Raw genomic sequence first — 21,038 nt, forward strand, 5'->3', positions numbered from 1 at the left:
CTGAAAACTTGTTATCGGGCCGCAGCGAGCACTTCGGCATCCAGCAGCGCATTGCGCACCGGCGCGAAGCTGCGGCGATGATGTGGCGTAGCGCCGTGCAGCGCCAGCCGCTCCATATGCAGCGCCGTTGGGTAGCCCTTATGCTGGGCGAAGCCATACTGCGGGAACAGGAGATCCAGCTCTGCCATTTCTTTATCGCGCGTCACTTTGGCGATAATCGACGCGGCGCTGATTTCCGCCACCAGGCTGTCGCCTTTGACCACCGCCTGCGCGGGCATCGGCAGCGCCGGACAGCGGTTGCCGTCGATCAGCACGAAATCCGGCACGATCGCCAGGCCCGCCACGGCGCGCTGCATCGCCAGCATGGTGGCGTGCAGAATATTCAGCTGGTCGATTTCTTCCGGTTCCGCGCGGCCCAGGCTCCAGCTTAACGCCTTCTCTTTGATCTCATCGAACAGCGCCAGACGGCGTTTTTCCGACAGCTTCTTCGAGTCGGCCAGGCCAACGATCGGTTTTGCCGGGTCAAGGATAACCGCAGCGGTCACGACCGCGCCGACTAACGGGCCGCGGCCTACTTCATCCACGCCAGCAATCAGGCTGGCCTGGGGATAGATAAAACTCATTAACACAGCTCCAGTACGGCGGCGGCGGCCTGCTCGTCGGCATTCCAGCGAATTTGGTGATGCAGTTCGGTAAAGGTCGCCAGCAGGCGATCGCGGGTTTCGCCCTGCGCCAGCAGCGGTTCCAGCGCGGCCGCCAGCTGTGCCGGCTGGCACTCATCCTGCAACAGCTCTTTCACCAGCTCGCGGCCGGCTAACAGATTTGGCAGCGAGACGTAGTCGGTTTTCACCAGGCGCTTCGCCAGCCAGAAGGTAAAAGGCTTCATGCGGTAGCCTACCACCATCGGGCATTTCGCCAGCATACACTCCAGCGCGGCCGTGCCGGAAGCGAGCAGCGCCGCATCGCTGGCGATCATCGCCTGACGGCCTTTGCCATCCAGCAGATGCATTGGCAAATCGGGCGCGACTTCCGCTTTTATCTTTTCGAACTGCTCGCGACGCCGTGGATTCACCAGCGGCACCACGATTTCAAGATTGGGCCATTTGGCGCGCAGCAGCTCTGCAGTGCGCAAAAAATCGGCGCTGAGCATTTCTACTTCCGCATTGCGGCTGCCCGGCAGCAGCGCCAGGCAGGGCACCCCTTCCGCAATACCCAGCTCCAGCCGCGCGGCGCGCTTGTCCGGCTCGATCGGCATCGCATCGGCCATTGTATGACCAATAAAGCGACAGGGAACGTTATAGCGATCGTAAAAGGCTTTTTCAAACGGTAAAAACGCCAGCACCAGATCGGTCGAGCGACCAATTTTGAAGACGCGCTTCTGTCGCCACGCCCATACGGACGGACTAACGTAGTGGATGGTGCGGATCCCGCGCTGCTTCAGGCGCCCTTCCAGCGTAATGTTAAAGTCCGGCGCATCAATGCCGACAAAAACATCCGGTTTAAGCTCGCTGAAGCGCTGCGTCAGATCGCGGCGGATCTTCAGCAGGCGCGGCAGGCGTTCCAGCACTTCCACGACGCCCATCACCGCCAGCTCTTCCATCTCGTACCAGGCTTCGCAGCCTTCAGCCTGCATCAGCGGCCCGGCTACGCCGACAAAGCGCGTATCTGGGTGCTTGCTCTTCAGGGCACGGATCAAGCCGGCACCAAGAATATCGCCGGAGGTTTCTCCGGCGACGAGGGCTATCGTTAATGGCTGAGGCATGGCTTAACGGATCAAACCCCGGGTAGAACGGGCGAAGAAATCGAAGAACGGCTGCACTTCAGGATGCTCGCGAGCGATGTCGGCGATTTCCGGCTTCGCTTCGTCCAGCGTTTTACCGCTGCGGTAAAGTACCTTATAGGCGTTGCGGATCGCGTGCAGTGCTTCTTTACTGAAGCCGCGACGCTGCAGGCCTACCAGGTTGATGCCGAACGGCGTGGCGTGGTTGCCCTGCGCGATCACGAAAGGCGGAACGTCCTGGGCAACGCCGGAACAGCCGCCGACCATCACGTGCGCGCCGATGATGCAGAATTGATGAACGGCTGTCATCCCGCCAATAATGGCAAAGTCATCCACGGTGACGTGACCGCCAAGCGTAGCGTTATTAGCGAGAATGCAGCGATCGCCAATTACGCAGTCGTGCGCAACGTGCACGTTAACCATCAGCAGGTTATCGCTGCCGACTTTGGTCAGGCCGTCCGCCTGCGAGGTGCCGCGATGGATGGTGACGCTTTCGCGGATGCTGTTGCGATCGCCAACTTCCACGCGGGTCGGTTCGCCAGCATACTTCAGATCCTGGTTGACCTCGCCGATGGACGCAAACTGGTAAATCGTGTTGTCTTTACCAATCTTCGTATGCCCATTGACCACCACGTGCGATTTCAGCACGGTGCCTTCGCCAATCTCAACGTTAGCGCCGATAAAGCAAAACGGGCCAATATGCACGCGAGCGCCAATGACGGCGCCCTCTTCAATCACTGAACTGGGGTGGATAACAGCAGTTTCATCAATCACGAATTACGCCTCCCGGCTGCGCGCACACATCATGGTTGCTTCGCAGACAATTTTACCGTCAACGGTCGCCACGCCTTTAAAGCGGGTCAGACCACGGCGGGTTTTCTCGAAGGTGACTTCCATAATCATCTGATCGCCTGGTACGACCGGACGCTTGAAGCGAGCTTCATCGATGCCGGCAAAATAGTACAGCTCGCCCGGCTCAAGTTTGCCCACGCTTTTAAACGCCAGAATACCGGTCGCCTGCGCCATGGCTTCTAAAATCAGCACGCCTGGAAAAATCGGTTTACCAGGGAAATGGCCCTGGAAAAACGGTTCGTTGACCGATACGTTTTTTACCGCACGCAGAAACTTATGTTCCTCAAATTCCAATACGCGATCGACCAGCAGAAACGGATAGCGGTGCGGCAGCAGTTCAATAATCTCTTCAATTTTCAGAGTATGAGTTTCAGTAGTCAAAATACTCTTCCTGTCCTAAAAATTCTGATGGCATCAATAACACGGCCTGCAACGAGAGCATCGTCCGCAGGCCGCAAATCAGTTTCCGTGCACCAGCCTTCCATGCTTAGCATTCTTTTTATATTCCACAAGGTGCAGCGGAATAGTGAAGGCGGTTCAACAACCAGACGCTCATTCCGCGCTGACTTTACGCTCAACAGCTTTTAAGCGCTTGCTCATCTCATCGATGTTCATGACCAGCGCGGCGGTTTTACGCCAGTTTTTATTCGGTTGCAGCGGGATCCCGGACGAGTATACCCCAGGTTGGGTGATTGGTCGCATAACCATTCCCATCCCCGTGACCGTCACTTTGTCACAAATTTCCATGTGGCCGTTGATCACGCTGGCGCCGCCAATCATGCAGTAGCGGCCGATTTTCAGGCTGCCCGCCATGATTACGCCGCCTGCTACCGCGGTATTGTCGCCAATCACCACGTTGTGTGCAATCTGGCACTGGTTGTCAATGATAACACCATTCCCAATCTGAGTGTTATCCAACGCGCCGCGATCGATAGTGGTACAGGCGCCAATTTCAACGCGATCGCCGATAATGACCGTACCCAGCTGCGGTATTTTCACCCAGTTGCCGCGATCGTTCGCGTAACCAAAGCCGTCCGCGCCAATAACGGTGCCGGACTGGATCAGGCAATTTTCGCCGATCTGTACTTCGTGATAGACGGAAACGTTGGCCCACAGGCGCGTACCCGCGCCAATACGGGTGTTTTTACCGATAAAGCAGCCGGCGCCAATCACCACGTTATCGCCCAGCTCTACGCCGGATTCGATAACGGCGTTCGCGCCGACGGAAACATTTTTACCCAGCTTCGCCGTAGCGTCGATAACTGCGCCTGGCGCAATATTCGTCGCTGGCTGCGGCGTGGTGTCCAGAATCTGCGCCATACGCGCATAGGTCAGGTAGGGGTCTTTCACCACCAGAGCGGCGCTCTGGCAAAATTCTACGTCCGCCGCCTGCAGCACCACGGCGGAAGCCTTACAGGCTGCCAGCTGTTCGCGATAGCGGCTGTTGGAAAGAAAGGTGATTTGACCGGATTGGGCGGATTGCATAGAAGCAATGCCGGAGATGACGATATCGCCATCTCCGTGCAAATCTGCATCCAACTGCTGGGCTAAATCAGCCAGTCGAATTGAAGACATTGATTATTTAACCTGTTTCAGAACATCAGCAGTGATGTCTTTGGATGAGCTGGCGTAAGCCACGGCGTTGGCATCGACCACGACGTCGTAACCTTCGTCAGCCGCGACTTTTTTCACTGCATCCTGAATACGGCTCAGGATCTTGTTACGCTCTTCTGCCTGACGGCGACGGTTATCCTGCTCGAAAGCCTGCGCTTTGCTGGAGAAGGTTTCACGCTGCGCCATCACGTCTTTTTCCAGACGGCTGCGCTCGCTTGCTTTCATGGTAGAACCGTCACGCTGCAGACGCTGCATTTTGGTTTGCAGATCGCGTTCCATTCCCTGCAGTTCAGTCGCACGGCCTTTAAACTCATTTTCAAGCTGTTTCGCAACTGTCGCACGCGCCGGTAACTGTTGGAAAATGCTGGAAACGTTTACCACTGCAATCTTGTCAGCGGCCTGAGCGCCAGCGGAAACCGCCAGAGCGAGAGAGAGGCCTGCGGCACACAACAACTTTTTCACTATAAACTCCTTACCATCAACGTTTGTGTCCAGGACACATGTGTTGCGCGTTAAGGCAGCGCGAGGCTGCCAGTGAACGGCGCGATACTCGCGGTATGACACCGCGAGCGTTGAGAAAAGTCAGACAGCGCTTTTCTCAAAGTTTGCAAAGCGTAGCAGCTTACCAGGTTTTACCGATATTAAACTGGAACTGTTCGGCTTTATCACCATCATATTTCTTGAACGGCTGAGCGTATGAGAACACCAGCGGCCCCAGTGGTGACATCCACTGCAGCGCCAGACCGGCCGACATACGAATATTGCTCGGCTCGCTGTAGTCCGGAATGCCTGCCGCGCGCGTTTCTGCAGTATTTTCCCATGCGGTGTCCCACACGGTACCGGCATCGACGAACAGCGAGGTACGCACGGAATTCGCATATTTCTCGCTAAGGAACGGCGTTGGCGTGATCAGCTCGGCGCTGGCTGTTGCCATCGCGTTACCGCCGACCGCATCGTTGGAATCACACAGCGTTCCCGTTGAGCAGGTGCTGGAGTTGTTATTGTAGTAAGCCGCCTTCGGACCAATGGTGTTGGAGCGGAAACCACGTACGGTGCTTGAGCCACCCGCATAGAAGTTCTCGTAGAACGGCAGTTCTTTGCCGCTCAGTCCATCACCATAGCCTACACGACCACGACCCAACAGCACCCAGGTACGATCCTGATTCAGCGGCAGATACTGCTGCGTATCCAGCGTCGCTTTATAGAAGGCGTTGTCCGAGCCTGGAATGGTGATTTTACCATTCAGGTTGGTACGGTTACCCGAGGTTGGGAAGAAGCCACGGTCCAGCGTGTTGTACGTCCAGCCGTAGTTGAACGTGAAGTCGTCTGCGGAATAGTCAGCGTCTTTGTTCAGATCCGGGTTCTGATCCACGGAGCGCAGATAACGGAACATGGCGATCTGCGGCTGCATGTTGGACAGGTCGTTATGGACATAGCCCAGACCCACGCGCAGCGTGTTGTTCTCGTTAACCGGGAAGCCCAGCGTGCCGTCCAGACCATAGCTTCTGTTGGTATAGTCAGACAGATCCGCGTCATCCGCTTTAAAGTCGTTATAGAAGACACGACCGCCCAGGCTGACGCCATCGACCGTAAAGTACGGATCGGTCAGCGAGAATTCAGCATAGGTCTGATAATCGTTTTTGGTACCGCTGATGCCGACGGTATTACCCGTGCCCAGCCAGTTTTCCTGCGTAACGCCGACCTGGAAGCTGACGCCGCTTTCCGTACCGTAACCCACGCCGAAGTTAAAGGTACCGGTGTTGCGCTCTTTGACCTTGTAGACCACGTCTACCTGATCGGGTGCGCCAGGCACGCGCTGCGTATCGGTTTCCACCGTTTCAAAGTAGCCGGTACGATTCAGACGCTCTTTGCCCTGCTCGACCAGATCGCTACCCAGCCACGCGCCTTCCATCTGACGCATTTCGCGACGCAGTACGGAATCTTTCGAGGTATCGTTGCCTTCAAAACGCACTTTACGCACGTAGTAACGGTTGCCCGCATCCACGTTGACGTGCAGCTTCACGGTTTTATCCGCGTCGTTGATTTCCGGCTGCGTCATCACGCGCGGATAGGCATAGCCGTAGCGACCGAACATCTTCTTGATGTCGTCTTCCATTTTGGTGACTTTGGCACCGTTATAGAGTTCGCCCGGCTGAATTTTGGACAGGGATTCAACTTCCGCCGAGTGTCCCGCCATGCTGCCGTTCACCACTACGCCGGAAAGCTTGTACTGATCGCCTTCGTTAATATTGATGGTGATATAAATGCCTTTTTTATCCGGCGTCAGGCTGACCTGGGTAGAGTCGATATTAAAGCGCGCATAGCCGCGATCCAGATAGAAGCTGCGCAGGGTTTCCAGGTCGCCCGCCAGTTTCTGCTTCTGATATTTACGGTCGCCGACCAGGTTCCACCATGGCACTTCATCACGCAGCTGGAAGCGCGAGATCAGCTCGTCCGAGCTGAAGGCTTTATTGCCGACCACGTTGATCTGCTGAATTTTCGCAGACACGCCTTCGGTAAAGACCAGCTTCAGATCGACACGGTTACGCGGCAGCGGCGTAACAACGGCCTTAACGCTGGCGCTGTATTTACCGACGCTGTAGTAGAAATCCTCCAGCCCTTTCTCGATAGTCGAGATAGTGGTGCGGTCAAGGGCTTCGCCCACCCGCACGCCGGACGCTTCCAGGTTCTGCTTGAGCATGTCATCCTTCACCGCTTTGTTGCCGGAGAAGGTGATGCTGGCAATGGTCGGACGCTCTTTCACCTGAACGATCAGCGTATTGCCGTCGCGCAGAACCTGAACATCTTCGAAGTTCCCGGTCGCAAAAAGGGCGCGGATGGTATTACTGAGATCATCATCGGAGACGGTATCTCCTACGCGGACAGGCATACTGAGCAATGCCGCCCCGACGGCGACTCGCTGCAGGCCTTCGAAATGGATATCCTTCACCACGAAGCCGTCTGCCGCGTATACGGTGGCGCTGCTAAACAGCAGCGACGCTATGAGCAACTTTTTCATCGCCATCGTTGTTATGCATTCTTCCTAACTGGTTCTCGCATCAGGCAGGTTTGACCCTGTCAGAGACGCGAGAAATCATTGAATAGTGCAAGCCCCATTAACAGCACCAGCAAAACCGAGCCAATGCGATAACTGAAGTCCTGAACTCGCTCAGACACCGGCCCACCTTTGATCTTTTCGATCGCCAGAAACAGCAAATGTCCACCATCTAATACCGGCAAGGGGAACAGATTGATAATCCCGAGATTCACGCTGATTAGCGCAAGAAACATCAGGTAATAAATCAAGCCATATTCCGCCGACATCCCAGCACCCTGGGCGATAGAAATCGGCCCGCTGAGATTGTTCAACTTCACTTCGCCAACTATCAGCTTGCCCAGCATCGTCACCGTCAGCTTCATCAGCTGCCAGGTTTTGACGCTGGCCTCGCCAACGGCCGCAAACGGCCCATACTGGCGAACCGTTTTGTATTCGTCCGGCAGCGGAACGATGCGTGGGATCACGCCCGCAAACCCTTCCGCTTTGTTGCCCGGCTTAACATCCGGCGTCAGCGTCAGGGCCACTGATGCACCCTGTCGCTCAACTTCAACCGCCAGCGGCCTGCCGGGATTATCGCGAACCTCGGCGACAAACTGCTGCCACTGCGCCAACGGCTGACCCCCGACTTTAACGATCCTGTCGCCTGCTTGCAAACCTGCTCTGGCCGCAGCGGAGCCGGACTGGATTTCTGCCAGCACGGTTTCAACCTGCGGACCGCGAGGATGAATGCCCAGCGACGCGACCGGATCCTCCCTGTCAGGCGCGAAATGCCAGTTACGCAAATCAAGCCGGACATCCTGAACCTGGCTGGTGCCGAAAGGCGCCACGCTGAGCGTAGTCTGCTGGTCGCCAATTTTCGCTACCAGCGCCATCCGCACAGCTTCCCAGTCAGGCGTTTCGATACCGTCAACGGCCTTAAGTTCCATTCCAGGCGCAATTTGCGCCTCGGCAGCCTGCGAACCGCTCACTATTTCACCAATCACAGGCCGTACGCCAGGCACGCCGATGATAAAAACCAGCCAGTAAGCAAAGATGGCAAACAGGAAATTAGCCAGCGGGCCGGCGCTGATAATAGCGGCGCGCTGCGCGACGGTTTTATTATTAAAGGAGAGATGGCGAAGCTCCGGCGGCACGCTTTCGACGCGTTCGTCGAGCATTTTAACATAGCCGCCCAGCGGGATCAGCGCGATAACATACTCGGTGCCCTGGCTGTCGCGACGTCGCCACAGCGCCTTGCCAAAGCCGACAGAAAAGCGTTCGACTTTGACACCGCAGCGGCGCGCCACCCAGAAATGGCCAAATTCATGCACGGTGATCAGAATGCCCAGCGCAACGATAAAGGCCCCAAGGCTCCAGAGTATACTCAACATAACGTCCCTTATAGCGTGCCGAAAGCCAGCAACAGCAGGCAGGCGAATACCGGCACCGCCGCCGTCAGGCTATCGATACGATCCAGAATACCACCATGACCTGGAATAAGCTGTCCGCTGTCTTTAATGCCCGCTTCGCGCTTGAACATGCTCTCGGTCAAATCGCCCAATACGGAAGCCAGCGTAGCGACAATGGAGCAGGTCAGCAGCGTCACAGGCGATACGCTCAGCGGCGCCCACAGCCCGAACAGCCAGGCGATAATGCCCGTAGTGACCAGGCCGCCAAAAAACCCTTCCCAGGTTTTCCCCGGCGAAACTTTTGGCGCCAGCTTGTGTTTGCCGAACAGACGACCAAACATGTAGGCCCCGGAATCCGCGCCCCATACCAGAAACAGCACGTAGAGCAGCCACCAGGCGCCGGCAAAATGGTCGCTGTCATAATGATACTGGCGCAGCGCCACCATGCCCCAGAAGAAGGGCACAATGGTCAGAATACCAAACAACAGGCGTAAAGCACGAGACGAGCGCCACAGCGCGGCGGATACGGGATAGGTCAACACCAGCAGCAGCGCAACTATCCACCAGCCCAGCGCCGCCCAAAGCGAGCCCGCAATAAGGGGAAGATGCACAGGATGGTAAGCAGGCAGCGTAAACGTCATGAACGCCAGCAGCAGCCCGCACAGAACCGCGAGCCAGACGCGCTGGGAACTGGAGGCCAGGCCAGCGAACTGACCCCACTCCCAGGCCGCCAGCATACAGATAGCCAGCGTGACGATAGCAAAACCGGCAGGCGGCAGCAGAAACAGCGCCGCAATCACAATCGGGATAAGTATCAATGCGGTAATCAGGCGTGACTTCAGCAAGGATTACCCCCAGTGCGCTCAGGCGCCGCCGGGTGCTGCGCCGCCAAAGCGACGCTCTCGTTGTGCAAACGCATTCAGTGCACCTTCAAAAACTTGTTCATCAAAATCAGGCCAAAGAACATCGGTAAAAAAGAACTCCGCATAGGCAACCTGCCACAGCAAAAAGTTACTGATTCGATGCTCTCCCCCTGTCCTTATTACCAGATCCACAGGTGCCAGATCGTTGAGACAAAGATGCTGTGCGAGGGTTTCTTCCTCGATCTGATCCGGACGAACCAGACCTTCCTGCACCTGTTCTGCAATTTTCCTGACGCTATGAATAATATCCCAACGTCCGCCATAATTCGCGGCAATGTTCAGGGTAAGTCCATTATTTTGCTGAGTCAGTTCCTCGGCGCGCCGGATACGCTCCTGCAAACGAGCGTTAAATCGGCCCGTATCGCCAATAATTCGCAGGCGTACGTTGTGTTTATGGAGGCTTTTCACCTCGCTGTCCAGAGCCCAGACAAACAGCTCCATCAGCGCCATCACTTCCTGCGGAGGACGGTTCCAGTTTTCGCTGCTGAAGGCATACAGGGTCAGCGCATCCAGCTTATTGCTGACGGCAAAGCTTACCGCGCGGCGCACGGACTTTACGCCCGCCTTATGGCCGGTAATGCGCATTTTCCCCTGGTTTTTGGCCCAGCGGCCATTGCCATCCATAATGATGGCCACGTGGCGGGGATTTTCTCCCGACTGGTCATCGGTTTTTATTTGATTTTCGGACGACATAACGCGTAATTATTTCCTTTAATCAGAAATACGACGGTTTCTGAAATAGTTTGCCCGCTTGACGTAAAAAAGCCGTGTCGGCCACGGCAGCTGTCGCTGTATCGCTACGTCGCTTTAAGGACGGGCGCAGATTGTAACACCTCCACCCCTGCCCCACAAACGCACGCTGGTTAGCGTGCGGTTGGAAAACGCGACAAACAGGTTTTCGCCGTAGCGCGCGCGCGCCTGTCGATATCCAGCACCGCCTCCACGCTCTCCGGCTCGCGGCAGGAAAGCGTTTCCAGAACGCTCATATTCACTCGCGCAATATCGGTAAAACGGATTTGCGCATCCAGAAAAGCGGCAACGGCGATCTCATTTGCGGCGTTCAGCGCGGTAGTCGCGGCCTGCCCGGTTTTACAGGCGTCGATAGCCAGCTTGAGGCAGGGATAACGCGCGTAGTCCGGCTCGGCGAACGTCAGGGCGCTCATACGGGCAAAATCCAACGGTTTTGCGCCGGACTGCACTCGCTGCGGCCAGGCCATTACGTGAGCGATAGGCGTACGCATATCCGGCGACCCCATTTGCGCCAGCACGCTGCCGTCACGGTAGCGCACCATGGAATGGATCACCGATTGCGGATGCAGCACCACTTCCATCTGCGCGTCGGTCGCGTTAAAAAGCCAGCGGGCTTCAATATATTCCAAACCTTTATTCATCATGGTGGCCGAATCAACGGAGATTTTTCGCCCCATTGTCCAGTTCGGATGCGCGCAGGCCTGATCCGGCGTCATCTGCGCCAGGTCCGCCAGCGGCGTTTCACGGAAAGGGCCACCCGACCCCGTAAGAATAATGCTGTCAATGCCATTATCTTGTAGAGAAGCGTATCCTAACTGGCGCTGGAGGGAAGCGGGCAAACTCTGAAAAATGGCATTATGCTCGCTATCGACCGGCAGCAGCTGCGCTTTAAATTCGCTTACCGCCTCCAGAAACAGCTGGCCGCAGGTGACCAGCGACTCTTTATTGGCCAACAGCACGGCCTTACCGGCGCGTATGGCCGCCAGCGTCGGCAGCAGGCCTGCCGCGCCAACGATCGCCGCCATAACCTGATCCACGTCGTCCAGCGCGGCCAGATCGCAGGCAGCCTGTTCGCCGCTCAGCACCTCGGTCGCCACGTTCAGCTCTTTCAACCGCAGCCGTAACGCGCTGGCGGACTTCTCGTCAGCCATGGCCGCATAAGCCGGCCGGAAAGCGAGACACTGTTCCGCCATCAGCCCGACGTTATGCCCGGCCACCAGCGCCTTAACGGCGAACAGCTCGGGATTCGCTTTAATGACGGCCAGCGTGCTGGTACCGATTGAACCGGTGGAACCGAGAATGGTCAGTTGCTTCATGAAGGTGCTCTGTGTAGTGACCTGCGACGATAAGCCGCCAGCCAGGGGATTAAATGCAAAACGCCGTAAGACTACCCTCCGAAAAAGGCACCCTGTACGGCGTTAAGTCACGGCGCGGATCGACTCAGAAGTCCATCAGCTCCGCTTCTTTTTCTGCCAGCGCGGCATCGACTTTCTTGATGAACACGTCGGTCATTTTCTGGATATCATCCTGAGAACGACGCTCTTCATCTTCGCTGATTTCTTTATCTTTCAGCAGCGCTTTAACCTTATCGTTGGCATCGCGACGCACGTTACGTACGGAAACGCGACCCTGCTCGGCTTCGCCGCGCACGATTTTAATCAGGTCTTTACGACGTTCTTCCGTCAGCGCCGGAAGCGGCACGCGAATGTCGCTGCCCGCTGAGCTTGGGTTCAGGCCCAGGTCAGAAGCCATGATCGCTTTTTCAACGGCCGCGCTGATCGAGCGGTCAAATACGTTGATTTTCAGCGTACGGGAATCCTCTACGGTTACGCTGGCCAGCTGACGCAGCGGCGTGGCGGAGCCGTAATAATCGACCATGATGCCGTCAAGAATGCTTGGCGACGCGCGGCCGGTGCGGATTTTGCTGATGTGGTTTTTAAATGCTTCCAGGCACTTGTCCATGCGCGTTTCAGCATCTTTTCTGATTTCGTTAATCACGTTGTAACCCTTGAATTCTGGTTAACCTGACAGGCTCAGCAGAGCCTGTTAGCTATCTGTTAGCGTGCGTAACGCACTACAAAGGCAGAATATACCTTATTTTATGTGCTAACGGACATTATTGCGTAATCAGGGTGCCTTCTTTTTCACCCATCACTACGCGGCGCAGCGCGCCCGGCTTGTTCATATTGAAGACGCGGATCGGTAGTTTATGGTCGCGGGCCAGCGTAAAGGCGGCCAGATCCATCACTTTCAATTCACGTTCCAACACTTCGGTGTAGCTCAGCTGATCGTACATCGTGGCGTCCGGATTTTTTACCGGATCGTCAGAGTAAACGCCGTCAACCTTGGTCGCTTTCAGCACGACGTCCGCTTCGATTTCGATACCGCGCAGGCAGGCCGCCGAATCCGTAGTAAAGAACGGGTTGCCGGTGCCGGCGGAGAAGATCACCACGCGGTTGTTGCGCAGCAGGCTGATCGCTTCTGCCCAGCTGTAGTTGTCACATACGCCGTTCAGCGGAATAGCCGACATCAGACGAGCATTAACGTAGGCGCGGTGCAGCGCGTCACGCATCGCCAGACCGTTCATTACGGTTGCCAGCATACCCATGTGGTCGCCCACAACGCGATTCATGCCGGCCTGTGCCAGGCCCGCACCGCGGAACAGGTTGCCGCCACCGATAACCACACCTACCTGAATACCCAGCTCAACCAGTTCCTTCACTTCCTGAGCCATACGATCCAGCACGCTGGCGTCGATACCGAAGCCTTCCGCGCCTTGCAGAGCTTCGCCGCTCAGTTTCAGCAGGATACGTTGATAAACAGGTTTTGCATTGGTCGCCATGGTTTTTTTCCTGGAAGCAGTATTGAGGAGTTAAATCTGCGCTATCATCCCGCGAGTAGTGAGAAAATGCTATTGGGATGAGACTGAAAATTGCCGGATACGGCAGATAAAAAAGAACCGCCGGATGGCGGTTCTGGTCAAACGATTAAGACTGCTTAGACATCGCCGCAACTTCTGCTGCGAAATCGGTCTCGGCTTTCTCAATGCCTTCGCCCACTTCAAAGCGGATGAAGTTAACCACGTCAGCGTTCTGCTCTTTCAGCAGCTGGCCAACGGTTTTAGACGGGTCGATCACGAAAGGCTGACCGGTCAGAGAAACTTCGCCGGTGAATTTCTTCATGCGGCCTTCAACCATTTTCTCTGCGATTTCTTTCGGCTTACCGGACTGCATCGCGATATCCAGCTGAACCTGGTATTCTTTCTCTACCACGTCTGCAGACACGTCTTCTGGCTTAACGAATTCTGGCTTGCTTGCCGCAACGTGCATGGCCAGCTGCTTAACCAGCTCTTCGTCAGCGTTGGTTGCAGAGATCAGTACGCCGATACGTGCGCCGTGCAGGTAGCTGCCCAGCACGTCGCCTTCCAGGGTCGCGACGCGACGAATGTTGATGTTTTCGCCGATTTTAGCAACCAGCGCAACGCGCTCTTCTTCGAACTGCGCTTTCAGCACTTCAACATCGGTGATTTTGCCGGCAACAGCCGCATCCAGCACCTTGTCAGCGAACGCCTGGAAACCGCCGTCTTTAGCAACGAAGTCGGTCTGGCAGTTAACTTCCAGGATCACGCCGTAGTTGCCGTCGATTTTGGTTTTGATCACGCCGTCAGCAGCCACGTTGCCTGCTTTTTTCGCCGCTTTGATCGCGCCAGATTTACGCATGTTCTCGATCGCCAGCTCGATGTCGCCGCTAGCTTCGGTCAGCGCTTTTTTACAATCCATCATGCCAGCGCCAGTGCGCTCGCGCAGTTCTTTTACCAGAGCAGCAGTAATTTCAGCCATTCTCGAATCCTCGGTTAGCTCAGCACCTGCCCGGTTCGCCTGATGGCGCCACAACAGATGCCTGTTTCTCGGGAGAAATATTGCCCCGCCGATGGGTCACCAGCGGCAAAGCGAATTCAAAATAAAGGGGCCAATTAAGGCCCCTTACAGATTAACATCTGATTTTACCCTGACGGGTATAAGGGCTCTCTGTGGAGCAAACCTTATTACTCAGCTTCAGCGAAGCTTTCTTCTGCCTGCTGAGCCAGGTCCTGAGAGCGACCTTCACGTACGGTGGTAGCCACAGCGGTCAGGTACAGGCTTACAGCACGGATTGCATCGTCGTTGCCTGGGATGATGTAGTCAACGCCGTCTGGATCAGAGTTGGTATCAACGATAGCGAAAACCGGGATGCCCAGGTTGTTTGCTTCTTTGATAGCGATGTGTTCGTGGTCAGCATCGACAACGAACAGCGCGTCTGGCAGGCCGCCCATGTCTTTGATCCCGCCCAGGCTGTTTTCCAGCTTGGCCAGTTCACGAGCACGCATCAGCGCTTCTTTTTTGGTCAGTTTGTCAAAGGTGCCATCCTGAGACTGAGTTTCCAGATCTTTCAGACGCTTGATGGACTGACGAACGGTTTTCCAGTTGGTCAGCATACCGCCTAACCAGCGATGGTTTACGAAGAACTGGTCGCAGCTCAGCGCAGACTCTTTTACCGCTTCGCTTGCAGCGCGCTTGGTACCAACCATCAGAATCTTGCCTTTACGGGCAGCGATCTTGTTCAGTTCAGCCAGCGCTTCGTTGAACATTGGTACAGTTTTTTCAAGGTTGATGATGTGAACTTTGTTACGAGCGCCGAAAATGAATGGCTTCATTTTTGGGTTCCAGTAACGGGTCTGGTGACCGAAGTGTACACCAGCCTTGAGCATGTCGCGCATGGAAACAGTTGCCATGATTACCTCTGTAAATTGATTGGGGTTAAGCCTCCATGTATCCCATACGACCGACCTCTCGGGCCGCTTGCGCAGCGCTTTAAGGCACCCCGGCGTACGTGTCGATACATGTGTGTTATTTACACATAGTGAGAGTTATGCGTTTCTCTGCAATCTTGCCCACAGAGAATCGTCGGCGCGCTTTATACCATAAAGACGCAGGTGAAGCCAATGATTGTTCGCTTTACCTGCCGCGCCGTAAACGGGAATTGGCAGCGGCCAGGTGGGCTGCTAACATTGCTGCACTTCCTTTATTATTGTCGAAAATAGCGACAGCTGCGGACTAAATTAATGGCAATTACAATCAAAACCCCTGAAGAAATCGCGAAAATGCGCGTAGCCGGTCGCCTGGCGGCAGAAGTGCTGGAAATGATCGAAGAGCACGTCAAGCCCGGCGTCAGCACCGGCGAACTCGATCGCCTGTGCCATGACTATATCGTTAACACCCAGCAAGCCGTTTCGGCCAGCCTGGGCTATCACGGCTTCCCTAAATCCGTTTGCATCTCGGTCAACGAAGTGGTGTGCCACGGTATTCCAAGCGATGACAAAATCCTGAAGGATGGCGATATCGTCAATATCGACGTAACCGTCATTAAAGACGAATATCACGGCGATACCTCTAAAATGTATATCGTCGGCAAACCGACTATTCAGGGCGAACGCCTTTGCCGCGTAACTCAGGAGAGCCTCTATCTGGCGCTGCGTATGGTGAAGCCAGGAATTCGCCTGCGCACTATCGGTCGCGAAATCCAGAAATTTGTTGAAGCACAGGATTTTTCCGTAGTACGCGAATATTGCGGTCACGGCATCGGCAAAGGCTTTCATGAAGAGCCGCAGGTGCTGCACTATGACGCGGACGACGGCGGCGTGGTGCTGCAGGCCGGTATGGCCTTTACCATTGAGCCTATGGTTAACGCAGGCGATTATCGCATTCGCAGCATGAAAGACGGCTGGACGGTGAAAACCAAAGACCGCAGTCTCTCCGCCCAGTATGAACACACCATCGTGGTGACGGAAACAGGCTGCGAGATTATGACGCTGCGTAAAGACGATACCATCCCGGCAATCCTGACCGCCGACGCGTAATCTTTGTCAAATAACCCGGCAGGCAGCTTTGCTGCCGGGTCAAAAGCATTGCTCTTTCACCCCGGATCTTTCTTTACCGCTCTCGCTACCTGCCTTCCATCCAGCCTGACGGGCTTTCTATTCAGCCCAGGGTTTACGAACACTTTTTTTCATTGGACCTGATTAACCTTGTGGTTGTAAATTGCTCAAGGCATGAAAAGTGTAGGGGCATTACCCCGTAACCTTTCTGCAGGAAGCAGCTAATTTACACAGGGAGATCAAGCAAATGGAAAAGCCATTCCTTTTAGCGCAAACAATTAATAACGAGTTGGGACGCCGTGCCGATTGTGGAGGCCTGTGCCTCTGCTCTGTGGCCGCACGCTGGCCAGAGGAGGAAACGAATCAAGGAGGCAGCTATGGGTTACGCGCTCAGGGATGCACCTTTGAATGACGCCGATCATAAACCCGGACTGCCTGCGCTGCGCTCTTCAGGCGGCGATGGAGGAGGAGGCATGACAGAGAATATCGAACCGCGAGTAAGGAAGCTTGAAAACGATGTCGCCGTAATCAGCCACAATCTGGCTGTGCTTACCGTGCGCTCCGAGAGTTTCGCCACCCACGCCGATGTCGCGAATGTTCGCACTGAAACGGCGACAATGCGCGGCGAGCTTACAGAGCGAATGACATTTATGGGCGGCGAATTTAAAGGCGAATTCATTTCGTTACGAGGCGAGATGGCGCTTATGCGCGGCGAGCTCAAGGAGGAAATGGCCTCGTTAAGGGGCGAGCTGAAAGAGGATATGGCCTTGTTAAGAGGCGAGCTGAAAGAGGATATGGCCGCTTTAAAAGGCGAGCTGAAAGGCGACATTGTCTCCTTGCGAGGCGAAATTCATGAGACGTTACAGAAAGCTATCAACAAGCAAACCGTTCTGTTGCTGACGATTATTCCCGCCACGCTTGCCGCTATTGCTGCCGTCGCGGCCTGGTTTAAATAGCGCTCCGTTCGTTCTCTGACCGCCGACAGTGAGGCAGGCCACTCACCCATTTGGCCCTCCCTCTTTTTTTACCGCTCTGCCAGCCAGCACGGCGGTAAAAATTCCATCTGCTATCTGCCAGTTTCTTTTGATCTCGGGTGCCGGTAAACGCTATTGTCACTGCTTGTCTTTGTGCGGCAGAGAATGCGGGAGCGCTGGCGTGAACACGATAATTAGAGATTACGGGCAGGCATATTCTCCTGCTGAATGGACAGATGCGGAGCTGACGCGCGATACGCTGAAGCAGCACCTTGATGATTTCCAGCAGCGGCTGGGCCAGGCCTTTGACGCCGGAGAAGCCGTTGAGCAGCTTATCGCCGCCCGCACGCTGTTTATCGATCGCCTGCTGCGTCGCCTGTGGCGCTTTTACGGTTTCCCGGAGCAGGAGGATATCGCGCTGGTTGCCGTGGGCGGCTACGGGCGGGCCGAGCTGCATCCTCTTTCCGATATTGATGTGTTGATCCTGAGCCGTCGATCGCTTTCCGAAGAGGATGCGCAGCGCACCAGCGAGCTGCTGACGCTGATGTGGGATTTGAAGCTGGAAGTGGGCCACAGCGTGAGAACGCTGGAAGAGTGCCTGCTGGAAGGCTTATCAGATCTTACCGTCGCCACCAACCTGATTGAATCACGCCTGCTGACCGGCGACGTCGCGCTGTTTCTCGAACTGCAAAAAAACGTTTTCAGCGAAGGGTTCTGGCCTTCCGATCGCTTTTTCGCTGCCAAAATCGCCGAGCAGCAGGAGCGCCACCAGCGCTATCACGGTACCAGTTATAACCTGGAGCCGGATATCAAAAGCAGTCCCGGCGGCCTGCGCGATATCCATACGCTGCTGTGGGTGGCGCGCCGCCACTTTGGCGCCACGTCCCTGGATGAAATGGTCGGTTTTGGCTTTCTGACGCAGGCCGAGCGCAACGAGCTGAACGAGTGTCAGTCCCTGCTGTGGCGTATACGTTTCGCCCTGCATCTGACGCTCAGCCGCTACGATAACCGGCTGCTGTTCGATCGCCAGCTGAACGTGGCGCAGCGTCTGAACTATCAGGGCGAAGGCAACGAGCCGGTCGAGCGCATGATGAAAGATTTTTATCGCGTTACCGGCCGTATCGGCGAGCTGAACCAGATGCTGCTACAGCTGTTCGACGAGGCTATCCTGGCGCTGGGCGAGGATGAAAAACCGCGCGCCATTGACGATGAATTTCAGCTGCGCGGCACCTTAATCGATTTGATTGACGAAACGCTGTTCGCTCGCGACCCGGTTGCTATCATGCGCATGTTTTACACGATGGTGCGCACGCCGAATATTACCGGCATCTATTCCACCACGCTGCGCCAGCTGCGCTTTGCCCGTCGTCAGCTTCAGCAGCCGCTGTGCACGCTTCCCAAAGCGCGGGAGCTGTTTCTGTCCATCCTGCGGCATCCGGGCGCGGTAAGCCGGGCGCTGGTACCTATGCATCGTCACAGCGTGCTGTGGGCCTATATGCCGCAGTGGGGCAATATTGTCGGCCAGATGCAGTTTGACCTGTTTCACGCCTATACCGTGGATGAGCATACTATTCGCGTCCTGCAAAAGCTGGAAAGCTTCGCCAATGAAGCGACTCGTCCACGCCATCCGCTCTGCGTAGAGATTTGGCCGCGTCTGCCGCAGCCGGAGCTGCTGCTGATGGCCGGACTGTTTCACGATATCGCCAAAGGCCGCGGCGGCGATCACTCCGTGCTGGGCGCGCAGGACGCGCTGGAATTTGCCGAGCTGCATGGGCTGAACTCGCGGGAAACGCAGCTGGTCGCCTGGCTGGTACGTCACCATCTGCTGATGTCGGTGACGGCGCAGCGGCGCGATATTCAGGATCCCACCGAGATCCAGCATTTCGCGGAGGTGATGCAGAACGAAAACCGGCTGCGCTATCTGGTTTGTCTGACCGTAGCGGATATCTGCGCCACCAACGAAACACTGTGGAATAGCTGGAAGCAGAGCCTGCTGCGCGAGCTGTTTTTCGCTACCGAGAAACAGCTGCGGCGCGGAATGGAACACAGCCCTGATCTGCGAGAACGCGTCCGCCATCACCGTTTGCAGGCGTTGGCGCTGCTGCGTATGGACAATCTGGATGAGCAGGCGCTGCGCGATATCTGGGCGCGTTGCAGAGCGGACTATTTCCTGCGCCATACGCCGAACCAGCTGGCCTGGCACGCTCGTCATTTGATGGAACACGATCTGTCGAAGCCGCTGGTGCTGCTCAGCCCTCAGGCGACACGCGGCGGCACGGAAATTTTTATCTGGAGCCCGGACCGTCCTTATCTGTTCGCCACCGTGGCGGGCGAGCTGGACAGACGCAACCTTAGCGTGCACGACGCGCAGATCTTTACCAGCCGCGACGGCATGGCGATGGATACCTTTATCGTGCTGGAGCCGGACGGCAGCCCGCTGGCACCGGATCGACACGAGGCCATCCGCCAGGCGCTGGATCAGGCTATCGGGCAAACCAGCTTCCAGCCAGCGAGAGTCCGCCGCCAGTCGGCCAGGCTAAAACATTTTAGCGTGGATACCGAAGTGAAATTCTTACCGAGCCATACCGACAGACGCACCTATATGGAACTGATCGCCCTGGATCAGCCGGGTCTGCTGGCGCGCGTTGGGGAGATCTTCGCCGATCTGAACGTGTCGCTGCACGGCGCGCGCATCAGCACCATCGGCGAGCGCGTCGAGGATCTGTTTATCCTGGCCAACAGCGATCGCCGCGCGCTCAGCCGCGAATTACGCCACGAGTTGCGACAACGGTTGACAGAGGCCCTTAATCCAAACGATAAAGTGTGACCAGGATTTACTTTTACCCCGCTTTCGGGCGCGCGGCCGATTAGCTGCAGGCGCGTCTCGAAACATGATTTGACACAGGAAAGCTTAATTAATGCAACAGTTACAGAGTGTTATTGAGAGCGCCTTTGAGCGCCGCGCCGAGATTACCCCAGCCAATGCCGATACCGTTACGCGAGAAGCGGTTAACCAGGTTATCGCGCTGCTGGACAGCGGCGCGCTGCGCGTGGCTGAGAAGATCGACGGCCAGTGGGTGACGCATCAGTGGCTGAAAAAGGCCGTGCTGCTCTCTTTCCGCATCAATGACAATCAGGTGATTGATGGCGCAGAAAGCCGTTATTACGACAAAGTTCCGATGAAATTTGCCGATTACGACGACGCTCGTTTTAAGAAAGAAGGTTTCCGCGTGGTGCCGCCAGCTGCCGTTCGTCAGGGCGCTTTTATCGCACGCAATACCGTGCTGATGCCTTCTTATGTCAATATTGGCGCTTATGTTGATGAAGGCTCAATGGTGGACACCTGGGCGACCGTTGGCTCCTGTGCGCAGATTGGTAAAAACGTGCACCTGTCCGGCGGCGTCGGTATCGGCGGCGTGCTGGAACCGCTGCAGGCTAACCCGACCATCATCGAAGACAATTGCTTTATCGGCGCGCGCTCTGAAATCGTGGAAGGCGTGATCGTTGAAGAAGGCGCGGTGATTTCTATGGGCGTCTACATTGGCCAGAGCACCAAAATCTACGACCGCGAAACCGGCGAAGTGCACTACGGCCGCGTGCCTGCCGGCTCCGTAGTGGTTTCCGGCAACCTGCCTTCCAAAGACGGCAGCTACAGCCTGTACTGCGCGGTTATCGTGAAAAAAGTAGATGCGAAAACCCGTGGCAAAGTCGGTATCAACGAACTGCTGCGCACCATCGACTAATTCTCCTCCGGGCCGCGCTTTGCGGCCCGTCAGTTTTTCTTT

At 56.0% G+C, this 21,038-nt stretch carries 19 protein-coding genes; 4 read left to right on the forward strand and 15 right to left on the reverse strand.

All coding sequences use genetic code 11. The features are described 5' to 3' along the window. Positions 1-11: 11 nt before the first annotated feature. From rnhB to rpsB, 15 genes are all read right to left on the reverse strand, one after another. Positions 12-623 carry a ribonuclease HII gene (gene rnhB / locus ACMGEE_RS14320; RefSeq protein WP_253455182.1) on the reverse strand — a complete coding sequence of 204 codons (612 nt, stop codon included), beginning with the start codon at positions 621-623 and terminating at the stop codon, positions 12-14. Continuing rightward, positions 623-1,762, reverse strand: a complete 1,140-nt coding sequence (lpxB, locus tag ACMGEE_RS14325; RefSeq protein ID WP_253455183.1) for a lipid-A-disaccharide synthase — start codon at positions 1,760-1,762, stop codon at positions 623-625. Before lpxB ends, rnhB begins: the two co-directional genes overlap by 1 nt. Positions 1,763-1,765: 3 nt before the next feature. Continuing rightward, entirely contained in the window at positions 1,766-2,554 is a 789-nt protein-coding gene (gene lpxA, locus ACMGEE_RS14330; RefSeq protein WP_253455184.1) for an acyl-ACP--UDP-N-acetylglucosamine O-acyltransferase, read from the reverse strand. 3 nt (positions 2,555-2,557) lie between these two features. Next, positions 2,558-3,013 (reverse strand): 3-hydroxyacyl-ACP dehydratase FabZ, encoded by a 456-nt coding sequence (gene fabZ, locus ACMGEE_RS14335; RefSeq protein ID WP_024965665.1) that lies wholly within the window; start codon positions 3,011-3,013, stop codon positions 2,558-2,560. Positions 3,014-3,184: 171 nt separating this feature from the next. Next, positions 3,185-4,207 carry a UDP-3-O-(3-hydroxymyristoyl)glucosamine N-acyltransferase gene (gene lpxD / locus ACMGEE_RS14340; RefSeq protein WP_301251359.1) on the reverse strand — a complete coding sequence of 341 codons (1,023 nt, stop codon included), beginning with the start codon at positions 4,205-4,207 and terminating at the stop codon, positions 3,185-3,187. Between the two features lie 3 nt (positions 4,208-4,210). Next, a complete protein-coding gene (skp, locus tag ACMGEE_RS14345; RefSeq protein ID WP_125289099.1) occupies positions 4,211-4,708 on the reverse strand; it encodes a molecular chaperone Skp in 498 nt (165 codons plus the stop codon). Positions 4,709-4,868: 160 nt separating this feature from the next. Continuing rightward, entirely contained in the window at positions 4,869-7,271 is a 2,403-nt protein-coding gene (gene bamA / locus ACMGEE_RS14350) for an outer membrane protein assembly factor BamA (protein WP_253455186.1), read from the reverse strand. 53 nt (positions 7,272-7,324) lie between these two features. Next, positions 7,325-8,674, reverse strand: a complete 1,350-nt coding sequence (gene rseP / locus ACMGEE_RS14355) for a sigma E protease regulator RseP (RefSeq protein ID WP_301251361.1) — start codon at positions 8,672-8,674, stop codon at positions 7,325-7,327. A gap of 8 nt (positions 8,675-8,682) precedes the next feature. Beyond that, a complete protein-coding gene (gene cdsA / locus ACMGEE_RS14360) occupies positions 8,683-9,537 on the reverse strand; it encodes a phosphatidate cytidylyltransferase (RefSeq protein WP_253455188.1) in 855 nt (284 codons plus the stop codon). 18 nt (positions 9,538-9,555) lie between these two features. Further along, entirely contained in the window at positions 9,556-10,308 is a 753-nt protein-coding gene (gene ispU, locus ACMGEE_RS14365; protein WP_253455189.1) for a (2E,6E)-farnesyl-diphosphate-specific ditrans,polycis-undecaprenyl-diphosphate synthase, read from the reverse strand. 170 nt (positions 10,309-10,478) lie between these two features. Continuing rightward, on the reverse strand, positions 10,479-11,681 hold the full coding sequence (ispC, locus tag ACMGEE_RS14370) for a 1-deoxy-D-xylulose-5-phosphate reductoisomerase (protein WP_301730677.1): 1,203 nt from the start codon (positions 11,679-11,681) through the stop codon (positions 10,479-10,481). Between the two features lie 124 nt (positions 11,682-11,805). Continuing rightward, the gene (gene frr / locus ACMGEE_RS14375; RefSeq protein WP_125289093.1) at positions 11,806-12,363 is read right to left on the reverse strand and encodes a ribosome recycling factor; all 558 of its coding nucleotides are present in this window, start codon (positions 12,361-12,363) and stop codon (positions 11,806-11,808) included. A 118-nt stretch (positions 12,364-12,481) separates the two neighbouring features. Further along, positions 12,482-13,207 carry a UMP kinase gene (gene pyrH, locus ACMGEE_RS14380; RefSeq protein WP_253455191.1) on the reverse strand — a complete coding sequence of 242 codons (726 nt, stop codon included), beginning with the start codon at positions 13,205-13,207 and terminating at the stop codon, positions 12,482-12,484. Positions 13,208-13,352: 145 nt separating this feature from the next. Beyond that, a complete protein-coding gene (tsf, locus tag ACMGEE_RS14385) occupies positions 13,353-14,204 on the reverse strand; it encodes a translation elongation factor Ts (protein ID WP_253455192.1) in 852 nt (283 codons plus the stop codon). 206 nt (positions 14,205-14,410) lie between these two features. Beyond that, positions 14,411-15,136 (reverse strand): 30S ribosomal protein S2, encoded by a 726-nt coding sequence (rpsB, locus tag ACMGEE_RS14390; protein ID WP_301251365.1) that lies wholly within the window; start codon positions 15,134-15,136, stop codon positions 14,411-14,413. A gap of 330 nt (positions 15,137-15,466) precedes the next feature. Between rpsB and map the strand changes: the two genes are divergently transcribed. From map to dapD, 4 genes are all read left to right on the forward strand, one after another. Next, positions 15,467-16,261, forward strand: a complete 795-nt coding sequence (gene map, locus ACMGEE_RS14395; protein WP_253455194.1) for a type I methionyl aminopeptidase — start codon at positions 15,467-15,469, stop codon at positions 16,259-16,261. A gap of 395 nt (positions 16,262-16,656) precedes the next feature. Continuing rightward, positions 16,657-17,235, forward strand: a complete 579-nt coding sequence (locus tag ACMGEE_RS14400; RefSeq protein WP_301730678.1) for a CCDC90 family protein — start codon at positions 16,657-16,659, stop codon at positions 17,233-17,235. A gap of 199 nt (positions 17,236-17,434) precedes the next feature. Beyond that, positions 17,435-20,080: a bifunctional uridylyltransferase/uridylyl-removing protein GlnD gene (gene glnD / locus ACMGEE_RS14405; RefSeq protein ID WP_436830248.1), complete on the forward strand. Its 2,646-nt coding sequence runs from the start codon at positions 17,435-17,437 to the stop codon at positions 20,078-20,080. Positions 20,081-20,171: 91 nt separating this feature from the next. Further along, entirely contained in the window at positions 20,172-20,996 is an 825-nt protein-coding gene (dapD, locus tag ACMGEE_RS14410; RefSeq protein WP_125289086.1) for a 2,3,4,5-tetrahydropyridine-2,6-dicarboxylate N-succinyltransferase, read from the forward strand. Positions 20,997-21,038 lie beyond the last annotated feature (42 nt).

The organism is Erwinia artemisiae, assembly GCF_051400835.1.
GTDB classification, from domain to species: domain Bacteria; phylum Pseudomonadota; class Gammaproteobacteria; order Enterobacterales; family Enterobacteriaceae; genus Erwinia; species Erwinia aeris.